The 25,800-nt window shown below is 33.6% G+C and carries 27 protein-coding genes; 7 read left to right on the top strand and 20 right to left on the bottom strand.

Features of this window, described 5'->3' with window-relative positions:
* The first annotated feature begins 158 nt into the window (after positions 1–158).
* Complete coding sequence (gene ndk / locus LPC09_RS11290) at positions 159–614, top strand: nucleoside-diphosphate kinase (protein ID WP_231309745.1); 456 nt, start codon at positions 159–161, stop codon at positions 612–614.
* A gap of 107 nt (positions 615–721) precedes the next feature.
* On the opposite strand, the gene LPC09_RS11285 is transcribed toward ndk, so the two are convergent.
* Positions 722–1,303, bottom strand: a complete 582-nt coding sequence (locus LPC09_RS11285) for a YitT family protein (RefSeq protein WP_231309536.1) — start codon at positions 1,301–1,303, stop codon at positions 722–724.
* Between the two features lie 243 nt (positions 1,304–1,546).
* On the opposite strand from LPC09_RS11285, the gene LPC09_RS11280 reads away from it, so the two are divergent.
* The gene (locus LPC09_RS11280) at positions 1,547–1,930 is read left to right on the top strand and encodes a GtrA family protein (RefSeq protein ID WP_231309535.1); all 384 of its coding nucleotides are present in this window, start codon (positions 1,547–1,549) and stop codon (positions 1,928–1,930) included.
* Positions 1,931–2,064: 134 nt separating this feature from the next.
* Here the strand turns inward: LPC09_RS11280 and LPC09_RS11275 are convergent, their stop codons facing one another.
* The 3 genes from LPC09_RS11275 to LPC09_RS11260 all read right to left on the bottom strand — a co-directional run bounded on the left by LPC09_RS11275 (position 2,065) and on the right by LPC09_RS11260 (position 5,374).
* On the bottom strand, positions 2,065–3,642 hold the full coding sequence (locus LPC09_RS11275; RefSeq protein ID WP_176551048.1) for a sensor domain-containing diguanylate cyclase: 1,578 nt from the start codon (positions 3,640–3,642) through the stop codon (positions 2,065–2,067).
* A 387-nt stretch (positions 3,643–4,029) separates the two neighbouring features.
* On the bottom strand, positions 4,030–4,752 hold the full coding sequence (locus tag LPC09_RS11265; protein ID WP_098796976.1) for a DUF2161 domain-containing phosphodiesterase: 723 nt from the start codon (positions 4,750–4,752) through the stop codon (positions 4,030–4,032).
* Positions 4,753–4,876: 124 nt separating this feature from the next.
* Entirely contained in the window at positions 4,877–5,374 is a 498-nt protein-coding gene (locus LPC09_RS11260; protein ID WP_098796977.1) for a GNAT family N-acetyltransferase, read from the bottom strand.
* A gap of 155 nt (positions 5,375–5,529) precedes the next feature.
* On the opposite strand from LPC09_RS11260, the gene LPC09_RS11255 reads away from it, so the two are divergent.
* Positions 5,530–6,372 (top strand): hypothetical protein, encoded by an 843-nt coding sequence (locus LPC09_RS11255; RefSeq protein ID WP_098796978.1) that lies wholly within the window; start codon positions 5,530–5,532, stop codon positions 6,370–6,372.
* 121 nt (positions 6,373–6,493) lie between these two features.
* Here LPC09_RS11255 and LPC09_RS11250 read toward each other — a convergent pair whose 3' ends face one another.
* The 4 genes from LPC09_RS11250 to LPC09_RS11235 all read right to left on the bottom strand — a co-directional run bounded on the left by LPC09_RS11250 (position 6,494) and on the right by LPC09_RS11235 (position 8,474).
* Entirely contained in the window at positions 6,494–6,643 is a 150-nt protein-coding gene (locus LPC09_RS11250; RefSeq protein WP_176551049.1) for a hypothetical protein, read from the bottom strand.
* Positions 6,644–6,726: 83 nt separating this feature from the next.
* Complete coding sequence (locus LPC09_RS11245) at positions 6,727–6,912, bottom strand: alpha/beta-type small acid-soluble spore protein (RefSeq protein ID WP_098796979.1); 186 nt, start codon at positions 6,910–6,912, stop codon at positions 6,727–6,729.
* 534 nt (positions 6,913–7,446) lie between these two features.
* On the bottom strand, positions 7,447–7,905 hold the full coding sequence (locus LPC09_RS11240; RefSeq protein WP_098796980.1) for a GNAT family N-acetyltransferase: 459 nt from the start codon (positions 7,903–7,905) through the stop codon (positions 7,447–7,449).
* 47 nt (positions 7,906–7,952) lie between these two features.
* Complete coding sequence (locus tag LPC09_RS11235; RefSeq protein WP_098796981.1) at positions 7,953–8,474, bottom strand: DinB family protein; 522 nt, start codon at positions 8,472–8,474, stop codon at positions 7,953–7,955.
* Between the two features lie 112 nt (positions 8,475–8,586).
* Between LPC09_RS11235 and LPC09_RS11230 the strand changes: the two genes are divergently transcribed.
* Complete coding sequence (locus LPC09_RS11230; protein ID WP_098796982.1) at positions 8,587–9,144, top strand: hypothetical protein; 558 nt, start codon at positions 8,587–8,589, stop codon at positions 9,142–9,144.
* A 193-nt stretch (positions 9,145–9,337) separates the two neighbouring features.
* Here the strand turns inward: LPC09_RS11230 and LPC09_RS11225 are convergent, their stop codons facing one another.
* The gene (locus LPC09_RS11225; RefSeq protein ID WP_098796983.1) at positions 9,338–9,979 is read right to left on the bottom strand and encodes a DUF421 domain-containing protein; all 642 of its coding nucleotides are present in this window, start codon (positions 9,977–9,979) and stop codon (positions 9,338–9,340) included.
* A 176-nt stretch (positions 9,980–10,155) separates the two neighbouring features.
* Between LPC09_RS11225 and LPC09_RS11220 the strand changes: the two genes are divergently transcribed.
* Positions 10,156–10,626 (top strand): nucleoside deaminase, encoded by a 471-nt coding sequence (locus tag LPC09_RS11220; RefSeq protein ID WP_098796984.1) that lies wholly within the window; start codon positions 10,156–10,158, stop codon positions 10,624–10,626.
* A gap of 288 nt (positions 10,627–10,914) precedes the next feature.
* Here the strand turns inward: LPC09_RS11220 and LPC09_RS11215 are convergent, their stop codons facing one another.
* The 5 genes from LPC09_RS11215 to LPC09_RS11195 form a co-directional block, all read right to left on the bottom strand.
* A complete protein-coding gene (locus tag LPC09_RS11215; RefSeq protein ID WP_098796985.1) occupies positions 10,915–12,411 on the bottom strand; it encodes an aldehyde dehydrogenase family protein in 1,497 nt (498 codons plus the stop codon).
* A gap of 479 nt (positions 12,412–12,890) precedes the next feature.
* Entirely contained in the window at positions 12,891–13,085 is a 195-nt protein-coding gene (locus LPC09_RS11210; protein WP_098796986.1) for a hypothetical protein, read from the bottom strand.
* Between the two features lie 86 nt (positions 13,086–13,171).
* The gene (locus tag LPC09_RS11205) at positions 13,172–14,599 is read right to left on the bottom strand and encodes a sigma-54-dependent transcriptional regulator (protein WP_098796987.1); all 1,428 of its coding nucleotides are present in this window, start codon (positions 14,597–14,599) and stop codon (positions 13,172–13,174) included.
* Positions 14,596–16,245: a sensor histidine kinase gene (locus LPC09_RS11200; protein WP_231309534.1), complete on the bottom strand. Its 1,650-nt coding sequence runs from the start codon at positions 16,243–16,245 to the stop codon at positions 14,596–14,598. Before LPC09_RS11200 ends, LPC09_RS11205 begins: the two co-directional genes overlap by 4 nt.
* 13 nt (positions 16,246–16,258) lie before the next feature.
* Positions 16,259–17,407, bottom strand: a complete 1,149-nt coding sequence (locus tag LPC09_RS11195; protein WP_098796988.1) for an iron-containing alcohol dehydrogenase — start codon at positions 17,405–17,407, stop codon at positions 16,259–16,261.
* A 233-nt stretch (positions 17,408–17,640) separates the two neighbouring features.
* Here LPC09_RS11195 and LPC09_RS11190 point away from each other — a divergent pair, with 233 nt between their 5' ends.
* The gene (locus LPC09_RS11190) at positions 17,641–18,597 is read left to right on the top strand and encodes a C40 family peptidase (protein ID WP_231309533.1); all 957 of its coding nucleotides are present in this window, start codon (positions 17,641–17,643) and stop codon (positions 18,595–18,597) included.
* Between the two features lie 77 nt (positions 18,598–18,674).
* Here LPC09_RS11190 and LPC09_RS11185 read toward each other — a convergent pair whose 3' ends face one another.
* On the bottom strand, positions 18,675–19,199 hold the full coding sequence (locus tag LPC09_RS11185) for a hypothetical protein (protein WP_231309532.1): 525 nt from the start codon (positions 19,197–19,199) through the stop codon (positions 18,675–18,677).
* 149 nt (positions 19,200–19,348) lie between these two features.
* The gene (locus LPC09_RS11180; protein ID WP_231309531.1) at positions 19,349–20,692 is read right to left on the bottom strand and encodes a sodium-dependent transporter; all 1,344 of its coding nucleotides are present in this window, start codon (positions 20,690–20,692) and stop codon (positions 19,349–19,351) included.
* Positions 20,693–20,853: 161 nt separating this feature from the next.
* Between LPC09_RS11180 and LPC09_RS11175 the strand changes: the two genes are divergently transcribed.
* Positions 20,854–21,423, top strand: a complete 570-nt coding sequence (locus LPC09_RS11175; RefSeq protein WP_231309530.1) for a DUF6434 domain-containing protein — start codon at positions 20,854–20,856, stop codon at positions 21,421–21,423.
* 246 nt (positions 21,424–21,669) lie between these two features.
* Here LPC09_RS11175 and LPC09_RS11170 read toward each other — a convergent pair whose 3' ends face one another.
* From LPC09_RS11170 to LPC09_RS11155, 4 genes are all read right to left on the bottom strand, one after another.
* Positions 21,670–22,410 (bottom strand): YdcF family protein, encoded by a 741-nt coding sequence (locus LPC09_RS11170; protein ID WP_098796991.1) that lies wholly within the window; start codon positions 22,408–22,410, stop codon positions 21,670–21,672.
* 302 nt (positions 22,411–22,712) lie between these two features.
* The gene (locus LPC09_RS11165; protein ID WP_231309529.1) at positions 22,713–24,056 is read right to left on the bottom strand and encodes an MATE family efflux transporter; all 1,344 of its coding nucleotides are present in this window, start codon (positions 24,054–24,056) and stop codon (positions 22,713–22,715) included.
* 23 nt (positions 24,057–24,079) lie between these two features.
* Positions 24,080–24,841: an ABC transporter ATP-binding protein gene (locus LPC09_RS11160; protein ID WP_231309528.1), complete on the bottom strand. Its 762-nt coding sequence runs from the start codon at positions 24,839–24,841 to the stop codon at positions 24,080–24,082.
* The gene (locus LPC09_RS11155) at positions 24,810–25,799 is read right to left on the bottom strand and encodes an ABC transporter ATP-binding protein (RefSeq protein ID WP_231309527.1); all 990 of its coding nucleotides are present in this window, start codon (positions 25,797–25,799) and stop codon (positions 24,810–24,812) included. The genes LPC09_RS11160 and LPC09_RS11155 overlap by 32 nt, the downstream gene beginning before the upstream one ends.
* Position 25,800 lies beyond the last annotated feature (1 nt).

Below are 25,800 nucleotides of genomic sequence, written 5' to 3'. Positions count from 1 at the left end.
ATTATGTAACAAACTAAATAGAATTTTGTAAAAAACAGTTACAATGCAATTTTTTATTCATTCATGTTTAAGAAATTATGGAAGTTCCAATAATGACTAGTAGATTTGCCAGTGTCAGGTGAATTTAAATACATTTAAATGAGGTGATTTTCATGCCCATGCAGAGAACTTTTATCATGGTCAAACCTGATGGTGTGAAAAGAAAATTAATTGGAGAAATTGTTAGACGTTTTGAACAAAAGGGGTTTACTCTTTTACAAGCAGAATTCATGACAATTGATCAAGAAAAAGCTGAATACCATTATGAAGAACATAAAGAAAAGCCATTTTTCGGTGAGTTGGTTGATTTTATTACATCAGCACCTGTTTTTGCGATGGTTTGGGAAGGTGAAAACATCATTGAGGTTTCTCGAACGATGATAGGGAAAACAAGTCCAACAGAAGCACTGCCAGGTACAATTCGTGGAGATTTTGCTTTTTGTAAAGAAGAAAATGTAATTCATGGATCAGATTCTCTAGAGAGTGCTGAACGGGAAATAGCAAATTTCTTTGATCCATTGAAGCTACGAGATGGAAAAGCAGATTACAATCAGAATGTGAGAAAAAGTAGCTAACAGTAAAAAGAAGCCATTATTTTGACTAAATGGCTTCTTTTCTGCAGGATATCAAGTTTTTATCATATTGATTTTATAGAATAGCTTCTTCCGCTTCGGTCTAGAAATTAAACTTCCTTTATAGATTTTGATGAAACAATTGTTGTTGTTAAACCAACGAATACGATGGTAACACAAGACAAAATTAATGTTTCACTTGATATTAATAGACCTCCTAGCATAATCACAACCATATCAATAAAAAAGATTAAAATTCCAACGTTAACTCCAGATTTGTCAGATATAAATTGAGCAAGCAGATCTGTTCCACCAGTGCTAGTCCCGATACGAAGCATTAATCCAATCCCAGAGCCGACAAATATCCCTCCAATAATTGAACTTACAATTGGTGATGCATGAACAATTCCATCCAATGGTTTTAGCAAATCAATAAAAAAAGATGAAAGTAACAAGCCATGTAAACTATTATAAAAATACTTTCTATAATAGATCCATGCAACGAGAAATATTGGTGTACTAAAAACAATGATCATCAAACCTGTTTTTAAATGGAACAAATAGTGCAAAATCAAGCCAATCCCGATCATCCCACCATCCAGCACTTTATAAGGTGTTAAAAAAACATTGATTCCAATGGATAATAGAAGACTTCCTAACACAATAATACACACTATTTTTATCGTATTCATTTGATTCCCTCACAAACATTTGGACATGTATTAACTTTATGAGGGAATCTTTCATAATATCTGTTAAAAATAGTCGTATTTTTAAAAAACTGTTTTTACATCCTATCTTTTTGTGAAAATTGATAAAAAACCATTACAAAGAGAAAATTCAAACAAAAAAGAATGGTAACTAGAATTTTTGTAAATATTTATTTCTACTAACCGATATGAATAAAGAGTAATTTTAATGTTAAAGGTGATAGTATGATTCTAAATAGACTTTTTATTATTAAATTTATAAAATACAGTTTTGTCGGGATTATATGTACACTCATTTATTTTCTTTCTATGTTTATATTTGTGGAATTTTTCTATCAAGAACCAGTTATCGGTGCGTCGATCTCTTTTTTCATCATGACTCTTTTTTCATACCTATTAAATAAAAAATATACATTCGGTGGAAAGTACTCCCATCAACAATTACTGCGATTCCTTGTTGTGTCCATCATTGGCTTCACATTAAATTTTGTGATTATCTTTACAGTTGTTAATGTTCTATCGTTTCATTATGCTATTGGAGAAATTGTTACAGTCCTAGTAATCCCACTCATAAATTTCACTTTAAATAATATTTGGACATTTAATTAGTGCATATGAAAAACCTGGAAGGTAAGTTGATTTCCATCCAGGTTTTTATTATATTTTCTTGCCATCTAGATGCATATTTTACACACCAGTGATACCTAATGTATATAAAACTCCTAATAAAAATATGAGATCATTTATAAGTTTTCATTCCAAATAGTCGACCTATTTTTCCCTTGTGATTTTGACACATATAAAGCTTGGTCGGCTAAGTCGAATAATTTATCCTGTTGTTTTGTGTGTGATGGAAATTCGGCTATGCCTATAGATATTGTAATAGGTTTTCCGATTGGAGAAACTGTATTTTCTATGCATATCCGAATTTTTTCCGCGATTGAATAAGCAATAGTTGATGTAACATCCGGAATTAATAGGACAAACTCTTCCCCGCCGTACCGAAACAGCAAATCGTTTTTTCTAATCATCATTTGTACATATTTCACTAAAAATTGCAGTACTTGATCTCCAGCTTGATGTCCAAACGTATCATTTACTTTTTTAAAATTATCAATATCGAAAGCGATGAGTGTAAAAGGTTTGTTGTTTGTTACCCATTCTTTCATAACCTCATCAAGCAGGCGGCGATTTGAAGTATTTGTTAGAGAATCGGTTGTTGCTTCGTAAGAAAGTTGTTGATGTTTATCTTGCATTCCTTCTATCGCCATTGTCACACTTTTTGTTAATAAATCTGCTTCTCTGTTCCAATGTGATTTCATAGGGGGAATACTCACTAATTTACCGGAAGAAATTTGGTTTACAACGTTAGAAAGATCAAAAAACGGCTTTGCTAATTTTCTGGCAATAAAAATTGAAAATACAAGCAAAATAACAAAAGGAATAAGAATATATATTAGTAATTTTTTTAGGTGATCATACAATGATTCATAGATAAAAGTAACAGGTGTTTGCTGAACAACTCCCCATCCTGTTTCTGGAACAACAGTGTATGCCGCTAACATCGTGACGCCTATTGTATTTGTGACAATTTCCTTTCCACTTTTACCTTGCATGATTTTACCGATAATAGGATTTCCTGATACATCTTCGCCAATTCGTTTTTTGTCAGGATGAAATAAAATCTTCCCTTCTGGCCCAACAACATAATAATATGAACCGTTTTCATCAATGATATCGTTGCCAAGAATCTCGTTAAGCACGTTTTGTTCCTGAAGATAAATAGATCCCCCGATCATACCTTTAAAGTGATTATTCTGATCATATAAAGGATGTGCAAGCAGGACAATTAAACGTCCAGAAGGAGCAATATATGGCTGAGATACCGTTTGTTTTTTTGAATCAACAATTTTTCTTGTCTCACCTGAACTAAGAATTTCACCTCTTAGACCTACCGAAATAGGGGCTATACTTCTAACAACACCACTTCCATCGATCCAAGATAATGAATTGAAGTATCTGCTATTATTACGTAAAAGCTCAAAGTAATTTTGAATTTCATCATCTTTAAAATCATCGTTTTCAGACAAAAAAATCGCTGTTTCTTCTAAACTCATTCTCATTGACTTAAACAACGAATCAACCGATCTACTCATCTTACTTGACTTTGAGTAATTAAGATTTAGATAGGCGTTAGTCAGAGATTCTTTTTCAGATTGATAGGAAGCTAACAATAATATGACTGTAGTCAAAATAACAGAACCAGCTACAAGTCCTGTTAATAAAGTTGAAAGTCTAACTTTTCTATTTTTAATTTTCATAATAACTCCAATACATGAAAGAAACCTGTTGTAGGTATAGTTTATTACGTTAAAGAGAGTAAATAAATAGGGGGTCATTCCTATATGGAACTTGTTCCTACTCTAACTATAAAATATATCACTTTACAAATTTTTTAAATGTGATTTTTATCACTGTAAAAACCAGCTTGAAAAAGAAAGTCAAGCTAGAACCATAAAAATCTACTCAATAAATCTTTTTCGAATCATTCTTATTTGTCGACGATGGTTTAATTCATCCTCAAAAACTTGGAACCATTTATAATAATTATTTGCGGTCAAATTATTCCAAAAAGGAGTTGTTTCATCGAGCCAATCATCACTTCTTTGTTGGAGCTGTTTAGGTGTAATAACATCTAAATTCCACCATTATTCTGATTCTTTTACTTTATCTAAATAATAATCTAGTAATTCAGGAAACTCTTTTATTTCAAGCTTTCCTTTGTCAGTTATGGTATAGATGCCTCTTTTCACTCGATGAAACCACCCATAAAAGTTTTTGGTTAAGATGGAGGATGTTTTTGTACCTGTTCCTAATTGCACTAACTTTTTTGGAGAGAGTTCACCAAATTCAATTAAATAACATGCGATTTGAATGCAATTTTCTTTGTAGGCAGTCATAATTTTCGTTCGACTGCTCCCCCCAATATTATAATCAGCACTTCTTCCATTTATCTCTTTAAGGACTGAATCTCGTTTCCATTTTTGCTGTTTACGTTGTTTACTATATGTAGTTGGATGGAAAATCATCTCCATTCTCTTTCGATTTCCAGTGAATGATACGATAATCAGACCAAGCTCCAGTCTTTTTACAAGATGACATAGATCAGACCATCGCTTCGACCGCTTATTATAGCGAGGCTTCGGAATAGCAATATACACTTGGTCCGTTAAGCGCTGCCGCTTAGTTGCTTGAATTAATAACTCAATACTTAAATTAAGCTTTAGTTCCACCACGATAAGCTCGTCATCTTTTACTGCCGCAATATCGCAATCCTTTACTTCACCATAAACGTCAAATCCTTCACGGGTAAAATAATGTTGGATTGGTTTATATAAGTCTGCTTCTTGTATTTTTTTCTTTTCAGTCATGTTGCCACCATCCAAGTGTGTTTCCAGAGTATTTCTTTATTTAAAAGTTGTATGGCTACTTTGCACTATGTAACCAATCTGTTAGTTGTTCTTTTGCATCTGCATGACATAATCCGCCGTTGTATTACAAATATAGTACCATAAGTTCTTCATCATAATAAGTTTCTTTAACTTTTAATGCCTTTTTATCAATACCAAATGTTTTGAAACCAAATGATTGATAAAGATTTTTTGCTGCTATATTACTTGATGAAACAGTTAAATAAAGTTGCTCGATTCCTTCAATAGACTTTGATTTATTAATCGCTGCTTCTACTAACTTTTGACCTATTCCCGCTTTACGGTAGCCAGTACTAACATAAACAGCGACGATATTAGCTCTGTGTTTTAGTTTATTTTTTGTTTCCGGCAACAATGTAATAACAGCAACTAATTTTTCATCAACAAATGCTCCAAATGTGAAGGAGTTTTCTACACTTAACCTCTTTTCTATAGTAGCTATAGAAAATGTAACTTCCTCCTCATAACTGGAGCTGAATGCTTCTGGATGCTCTTGTAACGCCTTTAATCTTAGACTTTTATAAACAGCTGCGTGTTTTTTACTTAATAATCTTATATCCATCTTTTTTCCTCTCTTTCAAGGAGATTCCATTTCCATTGTACCAAATCAATCGGGTATTTCGTTATTTGAGTAAAAAAACAAATAATAACAAAAGATAAAGGTAAGATATCTTTGAGGAATCAAAATATTATATTAGTCATGAGTTGGTGATACCCTTGCGTAAAGGACAACTGAATAGAAACTCTATACCATTTCTTTTATTAACAATTATTCATCTTATTATTTTTTCTCAATTACTAAAACGAAAAAGAGAATACACATGGACTCTGTTGCTATCAAATATTGGCTTTGCTTTCTTTTTTGAATACTTTGTACTGAATCTTTTTCAAGCATACACATATAAACCCTCCATCTTAAAAATAAAATATTTAGATAATATTCTTGGAGCAATTTTATCTCAAGCCTTTTATGTACCCATTACAGCAACGTTTTTAACGATCTATAAAAAGAATTGGCGGTGGAAAGTTTCCTTCATCACATACTTTTATATTGTTGAAAAATTATTTCTTCGCTTGGGAATTTATAAAACAAACTGGTGGAATCCAAAATTCACTACAGTCTTAATGCTTATGTATTTTTATATAAGCGATTATTTTTATAAACTGATTGAGAAGAGAAAAGATTGGGCTCTTAAATTGGCTCAATATTTAACAATTGTTGTAATTGATGTGACCTTTATGTTTACGATGGCTGTTAGAAGAAAATTAAAATTTGGGGTTGGGTTGCTACATACCTGGAAGGAACATTTTATCATTGCACCTCTTTACAGTTTACTACTGGGTATTTTTTCTACCTTTATCTCTTCTAAAAGTGGAATAATTTATCGCTTCTATCATCTTTTGTATTTTTTAGTAATCGATTATTTTCTTATAAAGGTTCGCTATGTGAAAATAAATTATAGTGCCTTTCTTCAGTTTGTTCCCTGGCACCTATTCGTTATTTATGTTTCACGTTTGGTTCATAAGGAGATATTTTCAAACTCCAAAGAAAGAACATAGTTGATAGTAAAAACACCCCAAAGTTAGATTCTTACTCTAACTTTTGGGGTGCAGTACATTATTCAAAAGAATAATGGGGGTTTTTATTTATAAGTTTGGTGGGGTTAGAGTTCTAGTATAGTCATTCAGTAGCCATTTGGTGTCGTCTGTTCAGCTCTTCAGTTAATTCAAGCACAACAGTTCTTAGATGTTTGTCTTTAGTTACTTTAATTGACTTTCCTAGAATGTTATATAAATGAGCAATTTCATGATCTTTTAAAACACTAAACATTAGAAACCTAAAATGGCATCTTTCATTCTTTAGTTGTAGTTATACATGATGTTTATTTCTACAAGAATGATGCCTTATTCAAATTAACCTAATTGTTGTTGCGCCATTGAAACAAGGCGTTTTGTTATTTCTCCACCAACAGATCCGTTTGCACGTGAAGTTGTTTCACCGCCAAGGTCTACACCGAATTCATTTGCGATTTCCACCTTCATTTGGTCAAGTGAATGTTCAGCTCCAGGTACGACTAAGTTATTTGAGTTATTTGCCATAATCAATTCCTCCTTTGTATAGTGTACTTGTAACATTTGTTGATAGTTTGTATATTATGCATCATTTTAAAAATTTCCTGATAAAAAATTCAAAAACCTCTTCCTGAAGGAATAGTCGAGGCATAATTTTGATTTTATATAAAAATAAATGCTAATGCTAAATACATACATTTGGAAGGACTTGCAAAAACCTGGTTAATAACTCGAGTAGAAAAAAATGGTTTGGCAAATAATAAAATAATAACCATTTTTTATCATGCGATAGGAGAGAACGCTCTATGTCACGTGAACACTTATTAGAGCAAACAGATTCTTTACATGCTAAATTAACTGACCTAATTCTTGAATACTGGAAACAGTTTGGTCATTTTGGAACTTGCTTTTATATGGCATAAGCTTGGTTTGTTGCTTTTTTATAAAGGAATGAATATTTTTCATGTTTTTCTTCTAGATGTAGGTATGGCTATTCTTGCGTATTGGTTTACTAATCTATTTGTTAAATTGAATCAAAGCGTAAAGTAACTAAACATTTTTTTATTCAATATCCAAAGTAAAGCGCACCATATCTCTGCATTGGATATTATTTTCATATATCGGTTCATCATAATGTTTGACGAAAAAATCAAAGTCAACGCCTGTTAGTCTAAATCCACATTTTTGATAAAAGGCAATTTGATCTATGCTAGAATTTCCAGTTCCAACTTCCATGACTTTAAATAATTTTTCTCTAGCTACGGAAATAGCATGCTTTATCAATAACTTTCCAACACCTTTTCCTCGGTAATCCTCTGAAACAGAAATATTCGCTAACTCCACGGAATGTGGTCTTGTTGGAAGTAGCACTAAAACTCCTATGACCATGTTCTCCTGATTTTCAGCAACAAAGCACATTCCCCGGTTAAGGTAATCTTCAATTATTGATACTGAAGGATCCGCAAGTAATAATAATTGTATTGGCGGTGTTTCTTCCTTTTTTAGGGCTCTAATTTTCATTATTTATTACTCCTTGTTATGAGAAGATACTTTTACAATTTAAAAATCTATTTCTTTAATACTCCCAAATATTCCTTCCAAGGGCCAACGTCATCATAATACCTCTTTGCCATTACTCTAACGATTTGCGAAATATGTGTAAGATCATGAACAACCCAGGTTGAAAGAAGCTCTCTTATTTTGACCACACCGAAAGCGGGATGTGTCCCTTCGATTTCTAGGTGATGATGAGGATTAATAAGTTCTTTTAATTTTTCAAGATTTGTTTCTCTTAGTTGGATAAAAGTTAATAGTTTTTCTTCAATTGTACTTTCAGGCTTAGTCAAATGTGAAAAACGATCAAATGAAGGAAAGTGCTTGTTCTTTCCATCATGTAGAATAGATTCTAATCTGGGAATCCAATTATGTAGTTCAGCTTCAATTAAATGTTCAACAATTTCAGAAGCATTCCACGTTCCTTCCCCTTCATTACAATGCAGCCATTGATCAGAAAGTCCAGATAAAAAATGCTCCAATGTCTTTGGTGTTCTCGATAATACCTCGATTGCTTCATTCAAATGAAAATTCATCATGCTACTCCTTTCTATAGGACTATTAGAATATATTTTTTTCTTGTAACAGAGAAAAGTAAAAAGTGCTAAAATAGTGTTAGATATTACCATTTCATAAAGAGAGGTATTTATGAATTATATAGGATGGATTATTATTGCATGCGAGGTTTCATTTTGGGTTGTTATATTACTAGGGTTAACGGCACGATATTTACTGAAGTTTCAAAAGGTAGGATTTTTACTGTTAGCTTCTACCCCCATAATTGACCTTTTGTTAATTATCATTACAAGCATTGATCTGTATCGCGGAGCAACAGCAACTCTTGCACATGGAATTGCTGCAGTTTATATCGGAGTTTCTCTGGCATATGGAAAAAGTATGATTAATTGGATGGACGAAAAATTTCAATTTTATATGATGAAAAAAACGTCAGCTAAGCCGATGAAACGATACGGAATTCCTTTTGCTAGGCATTATAGAAAAGGTTTTATCAAGCACGTTGTAGCATTTCTAATTGGTGTGGCAATCTTAGAAATGATGATCATCTATATCCAGGATCCTCAACGAACCGAAGCACTCAATACAATGGTAAAAGTATGGTTAATCGTTTTAGCGATTGATTTATACATGACAACAAGCTATTTTATCTGGCCCAAGAAAGAAAAAACAGCGAAGAAACTCCACTAAAAAACGGAGGTATTGCCTGGAATCGACCTATCAATGCCTCTTTTCCCCTTTATATTCCTTAAGTTAATATAATAAATCCCTAAGAAAACGGGAGGTCTACTTAGGGATTTATTATAAATAACAATACTATTATACTACATATTTTTTCAAAATTAACTAAAAAATTACATTTATTGGTGTTTTTTACGAAAAATTATTGTAAGTGCTTTGGAGGAGCTTCTTTATGTCGTTTATGTTTAACTTCAGCAAAAATGTCCTCTTTACTTTCTGGCTTTGTATTATTGTTCATTAAGCTTAAAATTTCATTTATATGAGTAAGTTGAGCATTGCTAGGAATTAAGTTAACAATTGTTTGTTTAAAATCGTCAAAATCCTTCTTTGTAACAGGCTGTGCTTCTTGTTTTAACTCATAGCCTAATTGGCCATTTGGTTCCAACGTTGCCCATTTTACATCACTGATTTTCGAAATACTATTTTGGCGAAGCATCATTTCTAGTTGATCTACAGATAATCTAAGTTTTTTAAGATTTTGCTCATTTAAATTTCCGTTATCAATGATAATTTTCGCCTTACCTGTAATAGCCTTTTCAAATTTGTCTGATTTCATTTGAAGAAGTTCCATAACTAAAAGAGTCCCAACTAGTATTCCTCCTATTAGAAATGTCGTCCAAACATTTTTACCCGCAACAGGCTGAATAAGTAGAGAACCGATACCAACCATTAATACTGTCTCAGCCAACGTCATTTGAGAAATTGTTTTTCTTCCTGCAACTCTCAACAAAACTGTTCCAACCAGAACGATGAGAATGGCTTTCCAAATAAAATCCCATTCCATGTATCACTAACCACCAATCATTATTTAGTTAATGATAATTTCCCCAGATTCTTAACCATTATCCATTTGTTTAAGCTATTCAAATAATGAGACGCACTTTGTATAGAAATTCATTTTGAAACTCCCTTAATCTAGTTTTATACTATATTATTATAAAGATTTTAGGAGGCATACATGTGATTGATCATACTTTTTATATGACTGAAGCTTTAAAAGAAGCGGAAGAAGCAGGAAAACGCGGAGATCGGCCAATTGGGGCTGTGATCGTTCATGATGGAAAAATCATTTCGCGAGGCTCCAATCGGATAAGCACATTAGAAAACGAAGTGGCACACGCTGAAATAAATGCGATCCATAGCTGTGCAGCCTATTTAAAAAAACATGCTGAAAACTGTACAATCTACACAACTGTTGAACCTTGTATGATGTGTTTAACAACTATTGTTATGGCAAATATACGCCATGTTGTGTTTGCTGTTAAGGATAACTATTTGCAAATGGAAGACTTTATAGAATCTGTTCCTTATGTCAAAAAGAGATTGTATACATATGAAAGTGGCATTTTATCTAGTGAATCTGAACGAATTATTAAAAAATACTCACCTTTTATGGCAGAAATTATTTTTAATGGGCGGAAGCCGTCTTAAATTTTGTCTTTGGTTGACTGAAATTAGATTTTATCTGCGATAATTGATATTTATCTTTGATTTTGAACGTTTTATCTTCGATTTTTGAGATTTATCTTCGATTCTGAACGTTTTATCTTCGATTTTAGAGATTTATCTTCGATTCTAAACGTTTTATCTTCGATTTTTGAGATTTATCTTCGATTTTAGACGTTTTATCTTCGATTAGACAAAAATCGACACTTTTCCTATTACCTAAAATCAAATTAAAAAGAGGTCATCTCAATGACGACCTCTTATCTTCAGCTATTAATCCATATTTACCCAAACACTTTTTACTTCTGTGTAATTTTCTAATGCATAGCTTCCCATTTCACGGCCGATACCTGATTGCTTATATCCGCCAAAAGGACTTGCTGCGTCAAATGCGTTGTAGCAGTTTACCCATACAGTTCCTGCTTTAATACGGTGTGCAATGTAGTGTGCTTTTTTAATATCTTGTGTCCAAACACCAGCTGCTAGACCATAGTTAGAGTCATTTGCTTTGTCAACAAGATCATCTAAGTCATCAAACGGCATCGCAGCAACAACTGGTCCGAAGATTTCTTCCTTTGCGATCGTCATTGAATTATTAACATCGGCGAAAATGGTAGGAGCTACGAAATAACCTTGTTCAAATGGAATATTACCTCCAGCTAGAACTTCTGCTCCTTCTTCAATTCCTTTATCAATGTATCCTTTTACACGATTTTGCTGTTGTGCTGAAATGAGAGGTCCCATTGTTGTTGCTTCTAATAATCCATTACCTTGAGAGATATCTTTTGTTAGGGATACTAAATCTGCAACAACATTATCGTATTGTTTTTTCTGTACATAAAGACGGCTACCCGCACAACATACTTGACCCTGATTAAACATAATTCCCATTAAAGAACCAGGTACAGCCTTCGAAAGATCAGCATCAGGTAAGATAATATTAGGTGATTTCCCGCCAAGCTCAAGAGTTACACGTTTTAATGATTCACTTGCCTGTCTCATAATTGCTTTACCAACAGCTGTTGAACCTGTGAAAGCTACTTTGTCTACTAACGGATGATTTACTAATGGTGAACCAGCTGTTTGACCGAAGCCTGGAACGATATTAACAACACCTTTAGGGAAGCCAGCTTCATTAATTAATTTCCCTAAATATAGTGCAGATAAAGGTGTTTGTTCTGCCGGCTTAAGGACAATTGTACATCCTGTTGCAAGCGCAGCACCAAGCTTCCAGGCAGCCATTAACAATGGGAAATTCCAAGGAATGATCTGTCCAACTACCCCAACTGCTTCATGACGTGTGTAATTGAAATAGTTTCCTTGTACAGGAATTGTTTGTCCTACAATCTTTGTAGCCCAACCTGCAAAATAACGAAAATGTTCAATTGCTAATGGAATGTCTGCGTTTGCAGTTTCGCGAATCGGTTTACCATTATCTAGTGTTTCTAACTGTGCAAGCTCTACTTTATGTTCTTCAATTAAGTCAGCTAATTTATAAATTAAACGACTTCTTTCAGCAGTTCCCATCTTCGACCATGGACCATTGTCAAATGCTTCTCTAGCAGCTTTCACAGCTAAATCAATGTCCTCTTCCCCTGCTTCAGAAACAGATGCTAGTTTCTCACCAGTTGCCGGGTTTAATGTATCAAATGTTTTACCACTTACTGCCTCTACCCATTCTCCATTAATAAAAAGCTTTTTGTCCCCATTTAAAAATTCAACTAATCTAGGGCTCAATTCTAGTTCTTTTGTTCCTACGTTTTGTACCATTAAAATCTCCTCCTAAAATATTAAAATATAAGTTGGATAGCTAAAAGAATTTATGTAAGACAAATTGATGTATCAAAAATTGTTGGTGATCGTGCCACCGTTATCAAATATATTAATCTTTAGATCGTGTTAGAACGCAGAATGAAAACTATTTCTATTATTTTATTTCTATCATTAAACAACTCCTCTCAAATTGATTCGTTAATAAATAAGCAAGAATTGTGCCAAATAATAAACGCTTACAATTGAAGGAGATTCTAAAACACCATGATAATAGAGCCGAAAAATCGGCTTTTTTCTGCCGTTTTTTTGTTACAGTGCCGAATTTGCGTAGAAAATGCTAGATTTGGTTACTCTTTTCTTAAAAACTGATGCTGGATAAAGCACTCTATCACGCAAAGAGAACAAGCAGAAATTTCAATAGAAAATAAAAAGGACATCTTCTTTTATTAAGAAAATGTCCTTTTTAAAAAGTTTATTTATGAACCCATTTTTCTTCGTGTATTACTTGTTTTTTTGTGTTGCTGACTTTTCATTTTTTGATTAGAAGCAGCACCATTTAATGATTGTTTATTATTAGAAAGCTTTTCTTTCTTTTTTGCTAATTGTTGCTCCATTAATTCCTTAAGACTTACTTTCTTTTTTTCATTTGTATTGTTTTCTGAATTCGACATGATCTTTTCTTTATCTCCTTTTATATAGGACAATTATTGTCATTCTTGCTTATTATAATAAATATTTTATCATAATCAAAGTGTTATTACGTTTTTTCGTTTAACAAATATCTCAGCTTTCTCATTGTAATTTGCAGTCGTTTTGCAGCTTCTTTCCTGTTTCCATGCGTGTCTTTTAATGTTCTTATAATAAACGATTTACCAACCTGTGATTCTAATTCTTTTACTTGGGCCAGCACCTCATCTAGCTTAACTTCGTCTTTTTGTTCAAACGTAGTCAATGTTTCTGTCAGCCATGTTTTTAAGTAACTTTCCAAATTACTTTCTTGTTTATCTGTATTAGAGGTTATCACTTGACTTTTAGTTTGGTGATTTATTGGTAAATCACCGGCCTGAATAATGGTAGCATGAGGATCAGCTAACATAACTGCTCTTGTAACAAAGTTTGATAACTCTCTTATATTTCCCGGCCAATCATATGATTGTAATAAGTCTATCGCAGAATTAGAAAATGAGAGTGCCGTGCCAGTTCGTTGCAGTAAATGCTGAACAAGGAGTGGAATATCCTCCTTCCGCTCACGTAATGGCGGTATTTTCAGATGAACAACATTTAAACGATAAAATAAATCTTCTCTGAATTTCTTTTGTTTAACAGCTTCTTTTAGATCTTCGTTCGTTGCCGCTATTAACCTAGTCTTGGTTCGAAGGATGCTCTCACTACCAACCCGCATAAACTCCCTTGTTTCAAGAACCCGAAGTAGTTTTACCTGAATCGCATAAGATGCTTCAGCTATTTCATCCAAAAATAAGGTTCCGTTGCTGGCAATTTCAAATAATCCTTTTCGATGCTGGGTAGCGCCAGTAAAGGAACCCTTTTCATGACCAAATAATTCACTCTCTAGTAAGTTTTCAGAGAGTGCACCACAGTTTACACCAATAAAAGATTCTTGATGCCGATCACTTGCTTGATGTAAAAAGCGTGATAAGACTTCTTTCCCTGTACCTGTTTCACCCTCAATTAAAATATTTACCGGTTTTCCAGCAACCTTGGCAGCTGTTTGAATAAGCTGATTCATTGCCCTACTATTTCCAACAATAAGTCCTGATTCACGGGCTATCTTTTCGATATGATGTTGATTCGAAAAACAGGTAGATCCTAGCAATTTTTCTACCTGCTTTTCTAATAAATCAATATCGTCAAAAGGCTTTTCTATATAATCACTCGCACCTAGTTTAATCGCATCGACAGCAGTCTTAATGGTACTGTATCCTGTCATGATCATTACTTTACATGTGGGTTGAACTTGTTTTAGATTTTGCAATAGTGTAAGACCATTTGCATCCGGTAATTTCAGGTCAATCATAGCAACATGAAATTGCTCTAACGAAAAGTCAATTTCAGAAAATTCCTTTCCACTATTAACGACCTTAACCTGATATCCTTTAGACTGAAAAAGACGAGATAAAAAGTAACCAATTTCCACTTCATCGTCAATAATTAAAATCGAAATCATACACTCACCTCAGTTTTAGTTAATGGTTGAAGTGGCAACACGAGTTGAAAAGTACTGCCTTTGTTTACTTCACTTATTACATCAATACTTCCACCATGTGTTTTAGCGATTCCTATGCTTACTGATAAGCCTAAACCAGTTCCTTTTTCAGCTTCTTTTGTTGTATGAAAAGGATGGAAAATTTTTGATAAGCGTTCTTGTTCTATGCCAATACCATTGTCACGGACCGAGACCTTAACTGATTGATTTTCAAGTGATGTCATAATTTCAATTTCTTTATCATCTTTTACTATCACTTCTACTGCATCTTTTGCATTTAGTAGCAGATTAATAATAATTTGTTCAATTTGCTGCTGACTTCCTTCGATCATTGGAAGATCTTCATATAAGTTTGTGATAACGTTTATTTGATTTTTTTTCAACTGATATTTTAATAAATTTAACACCTGTTTCACCGCATCATTTATATGAAAAGATTGAAATGTATACTCCTCTTGTCTGGAGAAAGCTAGTAAACTTTTAATAATGTCTTTACAACGAACTCCACATGTTTTAATATCTCGTAAAAGAGTAAAAGAATCATCGTCTTCCTTTACATTTCTTAATAGAAGCTGTGAATTTCCTAAGATTGCAGTGAGTGGACTATTTAGTTCATGAGCTACTCCTGCTGCCATTTCCCCAATTGCAGCCAATTTTCCCGAATGAAGTAATTGCACCTCCATTTTTCGTTTTTCTGTTACATCTTTTACATAGGCAATAACTCCGTATACAAAGTTTTTATTGTTATAAACGGGATATGTGTAAAGTTCAAAGGTGGATTGGTCCTCAAAATGAATTTCTTGATAACTGGCTTTTTCTGTTTGAAACGTTTTATTAGCGAGTCTTTTATAGTGTTGCTCTAGTAGAAGATTATCTTTATGATGATGGGTTTTCAAAAAGTGCCTAACCGAGTCGTTCATTTGAATAACATTTACATGTTTATCAAAAATAATGATCATATCGTCAACTGCTTTAAATGTGTTCTCCCACTCTTGCTTTGACCTTAATACCTCATTATATAATTGGGTATTTTCTATACTAACTGCTAAATGATCGGCAAGCTGCTCAAGAAATGCTATGTCCTCTGAATGCCAATGTTCATGAAAACAACGACCTATACAGATTACACCGATTTCCTTGTTTTTACTATAAATAGGCACAACGAGAATGCTGTTTAGCTTTAGGTTTCTTAAAAACTCTAGTTCATTAAAATTCCAGGTTGGATATTCTAACTGCTGAAACATAACTTGCCGTTTAGTTAAAGCCATCCAGTAAAGAGAGTTATCACGAGGTAAGTCTATCCCACGTTCAATGGTAGAAGTGTTTTCTGGAAAAACGTTAATTAAAGTAAGGCTTACATTTTGGAGAAGAAAAAAGCTTAATCGATCAAATTGAATAATACTTTTTAATTTATCAACCATATTACTTAAAATCTCTTCTAGTGTCATATCAATTTTAATACTCTTCATTACTTCGTTCATTATTTCAAGTTGCATATTTTTCTTTTGTAACATATCGACTGTTTTCTTAAGTTCTGTATAATAGCTTTTCTTGGAAGATTCAACACCTGTTAACAGGGCAATCATCTCGTTTTTATCTTCAAGCAAAAGAATTTCCTCCTTACAAAACCTGATGTAATAACTGCTTCATTTGTTCAAGATTCATATCACGAGGATTTGTTATCATACATGCATCTTCTAATGCAGTTTGACAGATAGATGTAATCATATCTTGTGAAATTCCAACCTCTCTTAATTGCTTTGGAATTCCGATATCAGCCGATAACTCTCTTACATATTGGATTGCTGCATTTCCAGCTTCTTTTTGGGTAAACGCTCTTGTATCAATTCCTATGCACCCTGCCATATCTGTAAACCGTTTTGGTGCAGCAATAAAATTAAAATCCATCACATATGGTAAAAGTATTGCATTTATTTCACCATGAGGTAACGGAAACCTTCCACCAATTGCATGAGAAATAGCGTGTGCCGCTCCTAAAATCGCATTAGAAAAAGCAAGTCCTGCTTGTAAGCTAGCCATCGCCATTGCTTCCTTTGCCTCTTCATTTGTTTTTGATGCAACAGAAGGTCTTAGATAAGTCGCCACAAGGGATAATGCATTCTTCGCTTGTACATCTGTTAATGGTGTGGCTGCGATACTCACATAAGCCTCAATAGCATGAGTTAAAACATCCATACCAGTTGCAGCCGTTAAACTGCTATCTTTTGTCATTAAAGTAAGCGGATCTATAATGGCAATGTCTGGTACAAGTGATTTCGAAATAATTGTCATTTTCTTTTTTCGAGTTGAATCCACTATGACAGAAAACTGAGAAACTTCCGACCCAGATCCCGCTGTAGTCATAATCATGATCATAGGCGGCAAAGGATGGACGATTTTATCAATTCCTTCATAATCCTTAATTTCTCCTCCATTTGTTGCCACAATGGCAATAGCCTTTGCCACATCTAATGCGCTTCCTCCACCAACACCAATAATGGCATCACATTCGTTTTCTATATAAAGTCGGGATCCGTTAATCACTTCTGTATCCTTAGGATCAATCGTAATATCTGTATATATGGCAAAAGGAAGACAAGATTCTTTACAAAGATTAACAACTTTTTCTAGCCAGCCAGCTGCCGCAACTCCTTGATCACTCACAATTAATACCTTTTTTGCACCAAGGCGTAAACATGCCTCACCCGCTTGTTTAATCGAGTTTTTACCGAAAATAATTTCGGGTGTTACAAATTTTGATATTTTCATCAATATCACCTTTATTCGATTCGATTTTTATACTATGTAATTTCTTATTAGTTATGAAAAATCCTTCTTTTTTGTCGAGAAATGTGTTAAACGCTTACATTTATAAGATGAATTGGATAATATCTCTAGTTACTCCAAATTTTTAGGGGTATAATCAAATCTTTCATCAACACGTTATGATGAATTCAGACTTTCGCAGAAACAGAATTCTAACACTAAGGAGCGTGTCGTGTTTGAAAAAACAATTTCTTTTTACGATTGCAACTCTTGGGATCATTTCAATTGGATTTACAAAACAAACTTCAGCCCATGAAGTAACATATAAAGTTCAATCTGGGGACTCTTTATGGAAAATATCTTATAATAACAGCTTATCTGTTCAGGAAATTATGCAATACAACAACTTAACGACCTCTACCATTTATGTTGGACAAGAATTATCATTAATTGCTCCACATACACATGAAACACCAGTTGAAGTAGCAACAACTTACACTGTAAAATCCGGTGATTCCCTTTCTTTAATCTCAAAAAACTTCAATACGACTGTGACAAACTTGAAAACGTTAAATAACTTAACATCTGACCTTATTTATGTTGGACAAGTATTAAAAGTACAAGGTCAAGCTGCAGTTACCCCACCACCTACAATGGAAACGACTGCTACAACATATACCGTACAATCTGGTGATACACTATGGAAAATTTCTACAAAAACTAATTTAAGTGTTTCACAGTTAAAAACGTATAATAATTTAACGAGTGATTCAATTTATGTAGGGCAAGTTCTAAAATTAACGGGAGCAACAACTACTGTACCTATTACATTAAATGCAGAAGCACTAATTACTGAGGCAAAAAAATATATAGGAGTTCCATATGTTTGGGGTGGAAGCACTCCTACAGGATTTGATTGTTCTGGTTATTTAAGTTATGTTTATAACACACAAGGAATAAAAATACCACGCACGGTGGCAACAATATGGGAAGCAACAACAACCGTTTCTTCTCCACAAAAAGGAGACCTTGTTTTCTTTACAACAACTGCACCAGGTCCAACACATGCGGGTATTTATATGGGTGATAATAAATTTATCCATGCAGGCTCATCTACAGGTGTAACAATTTCTGATATGAATAACACGTATTGGAAGCCTCGTTATTTAGGTGCTAAAAAAGTAAACTTATAGATTGCTACTTTTATAGAAATAGGAGCCGCAAATTGAGCAGCTCCTTTTTTATTTATAAGTTATTTGCTCTTTAACATTTACATTTCTCTTTTAGAAAAACCAGTCATAATAAAACATGTTAAAAAGGCAACAGAAGTAACAATCATGGCCATAATGATTCCTACCGCCCTCATAAATGTATCTTCACCAGGGTAATCGGGCTTTAATGTAATGAAGAAATATAAAAAAACAATCGTTAAAATCAGATAGAAACTACTACCAACCGCCCCCATTTTCAATCGTCTAAGCTTTGTGCCTTCCCAAGTATAATTAATCATGCACCATACAAAAACACTTACAATCACTGCAAATACCATCACAAATAAATGAACAAATGGAATCATAAAAAACGTTAAAGTATACAGAATAACTCCTGTTATGAAAAAGAGGAAGGCATTTATAAAAAATAAGAAAAGTCCAGATAACCAAGGATTACGAAACCAATTTGTACGTTTAAGAAAATCCATTTTTTTTTGATTTTTTTCGAAAAGAATTATTATTGATTCCTTGAAAAACAGGATGAATAGGATTGCCATAACACCAAGTATTAATAAAACAGACAAGTTTTATCTCCACCTTTTTATGTAGTTTAATAACCTAACTATTATTAATTATAGATATATATTTATCGTTTATCAATAAAAAATTACTTTTAATAAATATAAAAAGAACGATGTTGTATACAGACATCGTTCTTTAAGCATGTTTATAATTAAATAATACCTAGTGTACTTAAAAATACAACAACAATGGTAATTGGCACTACCCATTTCATAAGAAATCTCCATACTTTTAAAAACGAAGATGGTAGTGAATGACCTATACTGAACTCTTCTTCTATTAGCTGTTTATTCATTCTAATAGAGATAAAAAGAGCAATAAGCAAGCAGCCTAACGGTAACATAATATTACTAACCAAGAAATCAGTAGCATCAAATATTGTTTTTCCGAAAACATGAAAGTTCTGAAGTTTACTAAACGATAATGCTGCAGGAATTCCCGCAAAAAACACAACAACCCCAGATACCCATGCTGTTCTTTTACGTGTAGACCTTTTATTTTCAGTGAATGCTGAAACGATAATCTCTAATAAACTAAACGATGATGTTAAGGTTGCAAATAAGAAAAGCAAAAGAAATATAGCTAGAAACAACTCACCCAAAGGCATTTGCGAAAATACAGCAGGCAGCACCATAAATAGCAACCCCGGACCTTCAGCTGGTTCTAATCCAAACGCAAAAACAACTGGGAAAATGGCAAGACCTGCAAGTATTGATACTAGAATATTCATGACAACAACAGTACTTGCTGAGGATGGAATGCTCACATTTTTCTCTAAATAGGAACTATATGTAACCATACATGAAAAACCAACTGCTAATGCAAAGAAGGATTGTCCAAGTGCATAAAGAACAGATTCAGCGGTGATTTTTGAAAAGTCAGGCTGTAGGAAAAATCGTACTCCTTCCATTGCTCCTTCCAATGTTAACGCTCTAACAACCAAAATTAAAAATAGAAGAAACAATATTGGCATCATATACTTACTTGCTTTTTCAATCCCATTTTTTATTCCTACTGATATGACAATCATGTTTATAAGTAAAAATACAGCTAAACCTAGTAGTGTAATAAGTGGTGATCCTGTAATGGTACCAAATAACTCTGGATAACTTACACTAGGTTCAATCACACGACCACCAATTGCCATTATCGAATAAATCAGCACCCAGCCTCCAACAACTGCGTAAAAAGAAAGCAATAGAAAGCAGCCGATCACTCCTAATGGTCCAGTAATTGTCCATATACTGTTTGGTGCTAGTTTTTTATAAGCAGATACAGCTTCACTTTGAGCCCCACGTCCAATAATAAATTCTGATATCAGCATAGGTAGACCTATAAGAACAGTAAACAGAATAAAGAGTAGTAAAAATGCTCCACCACCACTCGTACCTGCTACATAGGGGAATTTCCATATTGCCCCAAGTCCTATCGCTGCCCCTGCTGAGGACATGATAAAACCAAATTTTGATGACCATTTTTCTCTATTTGTATTCATTAGATCCCCCTTTATTATTATTTTATTATAACTTATGGAAAGTGGTATAGCATGAAAAATAACTTTTTATTACTATTCCCCCTTGTCCGATTCCATAATTTTCTATATAATGGAACAAACGTTCGAAATCATCTTCAAATTTTAAAGGAGTTTAATAAATAATGAGACCAAAGTTATGTAAAGAAATGAACATAGAGGATTTTAAAAATTATTATTGGCTAAAAGAAGAGCTTGCTACTTTTTGTAAAGAACTTGGTATACCATCATATGGACCAAAATTAGAACTAACGGAAAGAATTATTATGTTTCTATCAATGGGCGTCATAACTAAAGCTCCAAAGAAAAAAGCATCACAAGCAAAACAATATGATTCTCTCTCTTTAGATACGGTCATTATTCCAAATCACAGATGCAGCCAAGATATCAGAGAGTTTTTTATAAAAGAAATCGGCAAACAATTTCATTTTTCTACTTACATACAAAACTTTTTTAAAAACAATGCTGGAAAAACGTTTCAAGATGTTGTTAATGCTTGGTACGAAGAAGAAGAACGAAAAAAAGATCCTTCATTCACTAAAGAGATCTCGCCACAATTTGAATATAATCAATTCATAAGAGATTTCTATCAAGATCCGACCAATAAAGGAAAACCTCGAAAAGATGCGATAGGTGCATGGAACACCATTAAAACTCTACCGGGAGATAATAAATACAAATCTACGACACGATAGTTATAAATAAAAAAGGAGTGAAACACTTTGTCTAGTATTCACTCCTCCTTCATTTTCTTATTTCAGCTCCTCATTAACAGTTGTAAACGAATAGCCTTCTTCTAGTAATGCTTAAATGCACCGAACATTATTAACTATATCCTCATGTAATACGTCCTTTTTCCAAAGATTTATTCATTTTCATGTAGATAAGACCTTATCTATCGATATAAATCAATAAGTTTCACTTATAAAGTTTGCTTCCAGCTAATCAAGGACATCTTCCACCAACATTTTCCCTATCCCCATCATTTCTCTTAAATGTGTAAGTGGAACAATACTTAGTGGTATAGGGGCTCCCGCACGATAAGGAGTAAGTCCGGCTTTATTTGCATAATAACTTGCACGAAATAAATGATAATTACTAGTTACAACCATTACTTCCTGTGATTTCCCTGACATTAGCTTTTGACTGAAATCAGCATTTTCTTTTGTACTTGTTGCTTTATCCTCCATTATTATTACTTGCTCTGGTATACCATTAATAATAAGGTATTCCTTCATAACAAAAGCTTCCGTGTATTGCTCACCAGTATCAAGTCCACCTGACACGATTATGTTTGATTCTGGATATTTACCATGTATTTCAATTGCTTTTTGCAAACGGTTTTTTAACACAGGGGTTGGGGAACCATTTTTTACTCCAGCACCAAAAACGAGAATATAATCAACGGTTTGAGGCTCCTTTTCAATCATCCCGCTTAATAGCAATGCTTCTAAACTTGCTGCAGTAAGTAGTCCAATGGATAAAACAATAATAATTGTTCTTTTAATCTTTTTTCTTCTTTGAACATATTGTTTTAACTTCTTGAAATAAATACTTACTACTAAACAGATCATTCCAAGAAATAGAATAAACACAATTCCAATGTTTATTCTATTTGTCCATAATGATGCTAGTCCATAAATAATTAATAATGCCGAAAAAATCCAAAACAAATTTCTCATATTACCCTCACCTAATTTTAATAGAATTAACGATTATTATCTAAAATTACAATTATTACTAGTTTATCAGGAAATCTATCAAATTGTGTCATATTTTGGTAATATTTTCAATGGGATTAATTGCTTATAAAAGCTATTAGAGATATAAAGATGAGAGAAAAAGTGGCTACACCTATTAGTTTAAAAACACTGAAGAATCAAACTTATTAAATCAAATAGGAAAAAGTCCTTCAACAGACAATCTATGAAGGACAATACACATTATATTTACAAATAAAATGCTCTCTACTTGAACATCCTACCTAAAAGTTACTTCTCTCAATCTTCCTAACATACATTGATAAAAATACCGTTCGACCCAAAGTAAACACAGTAAATGACAGCCATAGTTCGTGTGGAGAAATACCTTTACCATATATGATGATTACAATGACAAACGCAAGCAACGCAAAAAAGATTGAGTTTCGAACCGATTTAGCATCTGTCGCTCCTGCGAAGATCCCTTCCAATTGAAGTGCCCAAAAACCAGCGATTGGATAAATAACCATCCAAATTCCTAAATCAACAACTGCATTCTTTACTTCTTCTATCGTTGTAAAAAAATTGAAGATACCCTCATCAAACAGCAGCATAATTAACGATAATAAACAAGCTGATAGAGTTCCCCAAAATAGAGATAGTGATAACGCTCGCTTAAAAAGAGGAAACTGCTTACTACCAATGGATCTTCCGACTACAATACTAGAAGCATTTGCAAACCCTCCAAGTAAATAGGCCATCAAATAATGAATTTGTAATAAGATCGCATTAGCGGCTAGTGCTGTTTCTCCCAGTCTTGCACCTATTGTTGTAAAAGTAACCGTCATTGTTAACAAGCAAATTGATCGAAGAAAAAAATCTCGATTTACTTTCAGCATTTTCACTAAAGGGGCTTTTTCAATTAAGATTCTCCATTGAATCAGTGATAAGTCAATCAACTTTGTACGAATCATAAAGAATAGACCGATAAAAATAGCACTAATTTCAGCTATAACCGTTGCATATGCTACCCCAGCCACTCCTAGACCAAACACGAGAACAAATAAGAGATCTAACACAATGTTGAGCACATTCATTGTAATTTGAGTGCTTAAAGAAAGCTTTACCTTACCTAGCCCCATCAGCCATCCAATCAAAACATAATTTAAAAGGGCAAAAGGAGCTCCCCAAATTCGAATCGAAAAATAAGTAGAAACAAGGTCTCCTACTGATTCTGAGGTACCAAATAAATAGAGTGAGAGCTTTAAAATCGGAATCTGTAAAATGATAAATAACGATCCTATAAATACAGCCAAAAACATAGGGCGTAAACAAGCTAGAGCCATTTCTTTAGCATCATTTGCGCCATTCGCTTGTGAAGTAAGTCCTGTTGTACTTACGCGTAAAAAACCGAGCAACCAATACATCGTATTAAATATAACAGCTCCAAGTGCTACGGCACCAATTGCTGATGCATCAGGCAATCTTCCTACAACAGCTGTATCAACAGCTCCTAATATTGGCGTAGAAATCCCTGATATGATCAGGGGAATTGCTAATGTTAAGTATTCACGATGTGTAAAAATGCTTCCTTTATGTAAAGGAGCTGAAGTTAACACAGATCTCATTACTTTCTCCTTCTTAGCCAGCTTTATATAGCAGTATACTGTATAAGTTGTTTAGTATAATCATGACGTTCTTCATTTAATATATCGTCGGAAGAAAAGCGTTCCAATAGCTTCCCTTCTTTTAAAACTACTATCTCATCACATAAAAAACGTACAGCCATTAAATCGTGTGAAACGAATAAAAATGAAGTTTGCAATTCTTTTTTAAGAGATTTTAACAGCATTAGAATTTGAGCTTGTATGGAAACATCAAGACTTGAGGTGGGCTCATCTAATATAAGTAATCTTGGATGAAGACTAATCCCTCTAGCAATAGAAACCCGTTGCTTTTGACCACCGCTAAGCTCATGAGGATATTTAGTAAGGTGCTCTTCTTTTAATCCAACCATTTTACCAACCTTCTTGGCAATGTCAAATAAAGAAAGATTTGGGTATAAGGTATCTTTTCGATCACGGAAATTACTAATTGGTTCAACCATACTTTTCCATACTGGAAGCTTAGCATTCAATGAAGAAAAAGGATCCTGCATAATGATTTGAATATCTTTATACAACTCTCTTTTCTGCTTACCTTTTAACTTATGAATATCTTGATTTAAAAAAAGAATATGACCGGAATGGATGCTTTCCATACTTAATATGCTCTTGATAAGTGTGCTTTTGCCACTCCCACTTTCCCCTACAACTCCTAACGCTGTTCCTTCACTTATAGAAAAAGAAATATTGTCAAGAGCTGGAAGTTTACCGTAGTTTTTAGATATAGACTGGACTTTTAATAGAGTCACTTGTTGTTCCCTCTCCTTCTTTCGTAGTCACAAGGTGACAAGCTACTTGATGAAGGGGTGTTCCCTTTAATGTAACATGTGAATGAAGGCAAACGGGTTCACAATAAGGACATCTTGTTGCAAATGGACAGCCTTCACGATTCACTTCACCAGGTTCTCCAGGAATAAGTTGAAGATGTTCAGCATCTGCCTCAATCGTTGGGATTGTATTCAAAAGTAGTTGTGTATACGGATGTGTAGGGTTCTTTTTAATTTTAGTTGTTAGACCGTATTCCATCCATTCTCCACCATACATAACAGCAAGTTGGTCACAATAGTTCATTACATGATGAAGCTGATGACTAATAAAAATAATGGCGGTATTATATTGTGTTTGCAAGTCTTTTAAAAGCTGCATAATTTGGTCAGCATTTTTAGGGTCTAATGCGGTTGTGATTTCATCACATATAAGAAGCTTTGGATTAAGAATCATGGCAGAAGCAATAACTACTCGTTGTAATTGCCCACCGCTAAGTTCAAAGTGATAAGAAGAATAAACTTTTTCAGCCGGTAGTTGTACTCTTTCTAGCATGTCTAAAATTCTTTTCTTTCTCTGTTTTTTTGATAAAGAAGTATGTGTGGCCAATTGTTCATTCATTTGAGAGCCTATTTTAAAGAAAGGAGAAAAGCCGTTTGAATAGTCTTGAGGAATATAACAAATTTCAGTCCCAATCAACTTGTTTTTTTTCTGAAAAGAAATGTATTCTCCCTCAAATAGTATGGAGCCATTCATATTAAACGACATAGGAATGGAGCCTAAAATTGCCTGTGCGGTAACACTCTTTCCACTCCCACTTTCCCCGACAATGCCTACCATATCTCCAGAATGTATAGTAAACGAGAGAGATTGAATGATTGTTTGATTTGTATGTTTTACTACGATACATAATTCTTTCATCTCTAAAAGAGGGTCATTCATA

The organism is Metabacillus sp. B2-18, assembly GCF_021117275.1.
Lineage (GTDB): Bacteria > Bacillota > Bacilli > Bacillales > Bacillaceae > Metabacillus.
Note: the sequence above shows the minus strand (reverse complement) of the source record. Positions and strands in the feature narration are given on the sequence as shown.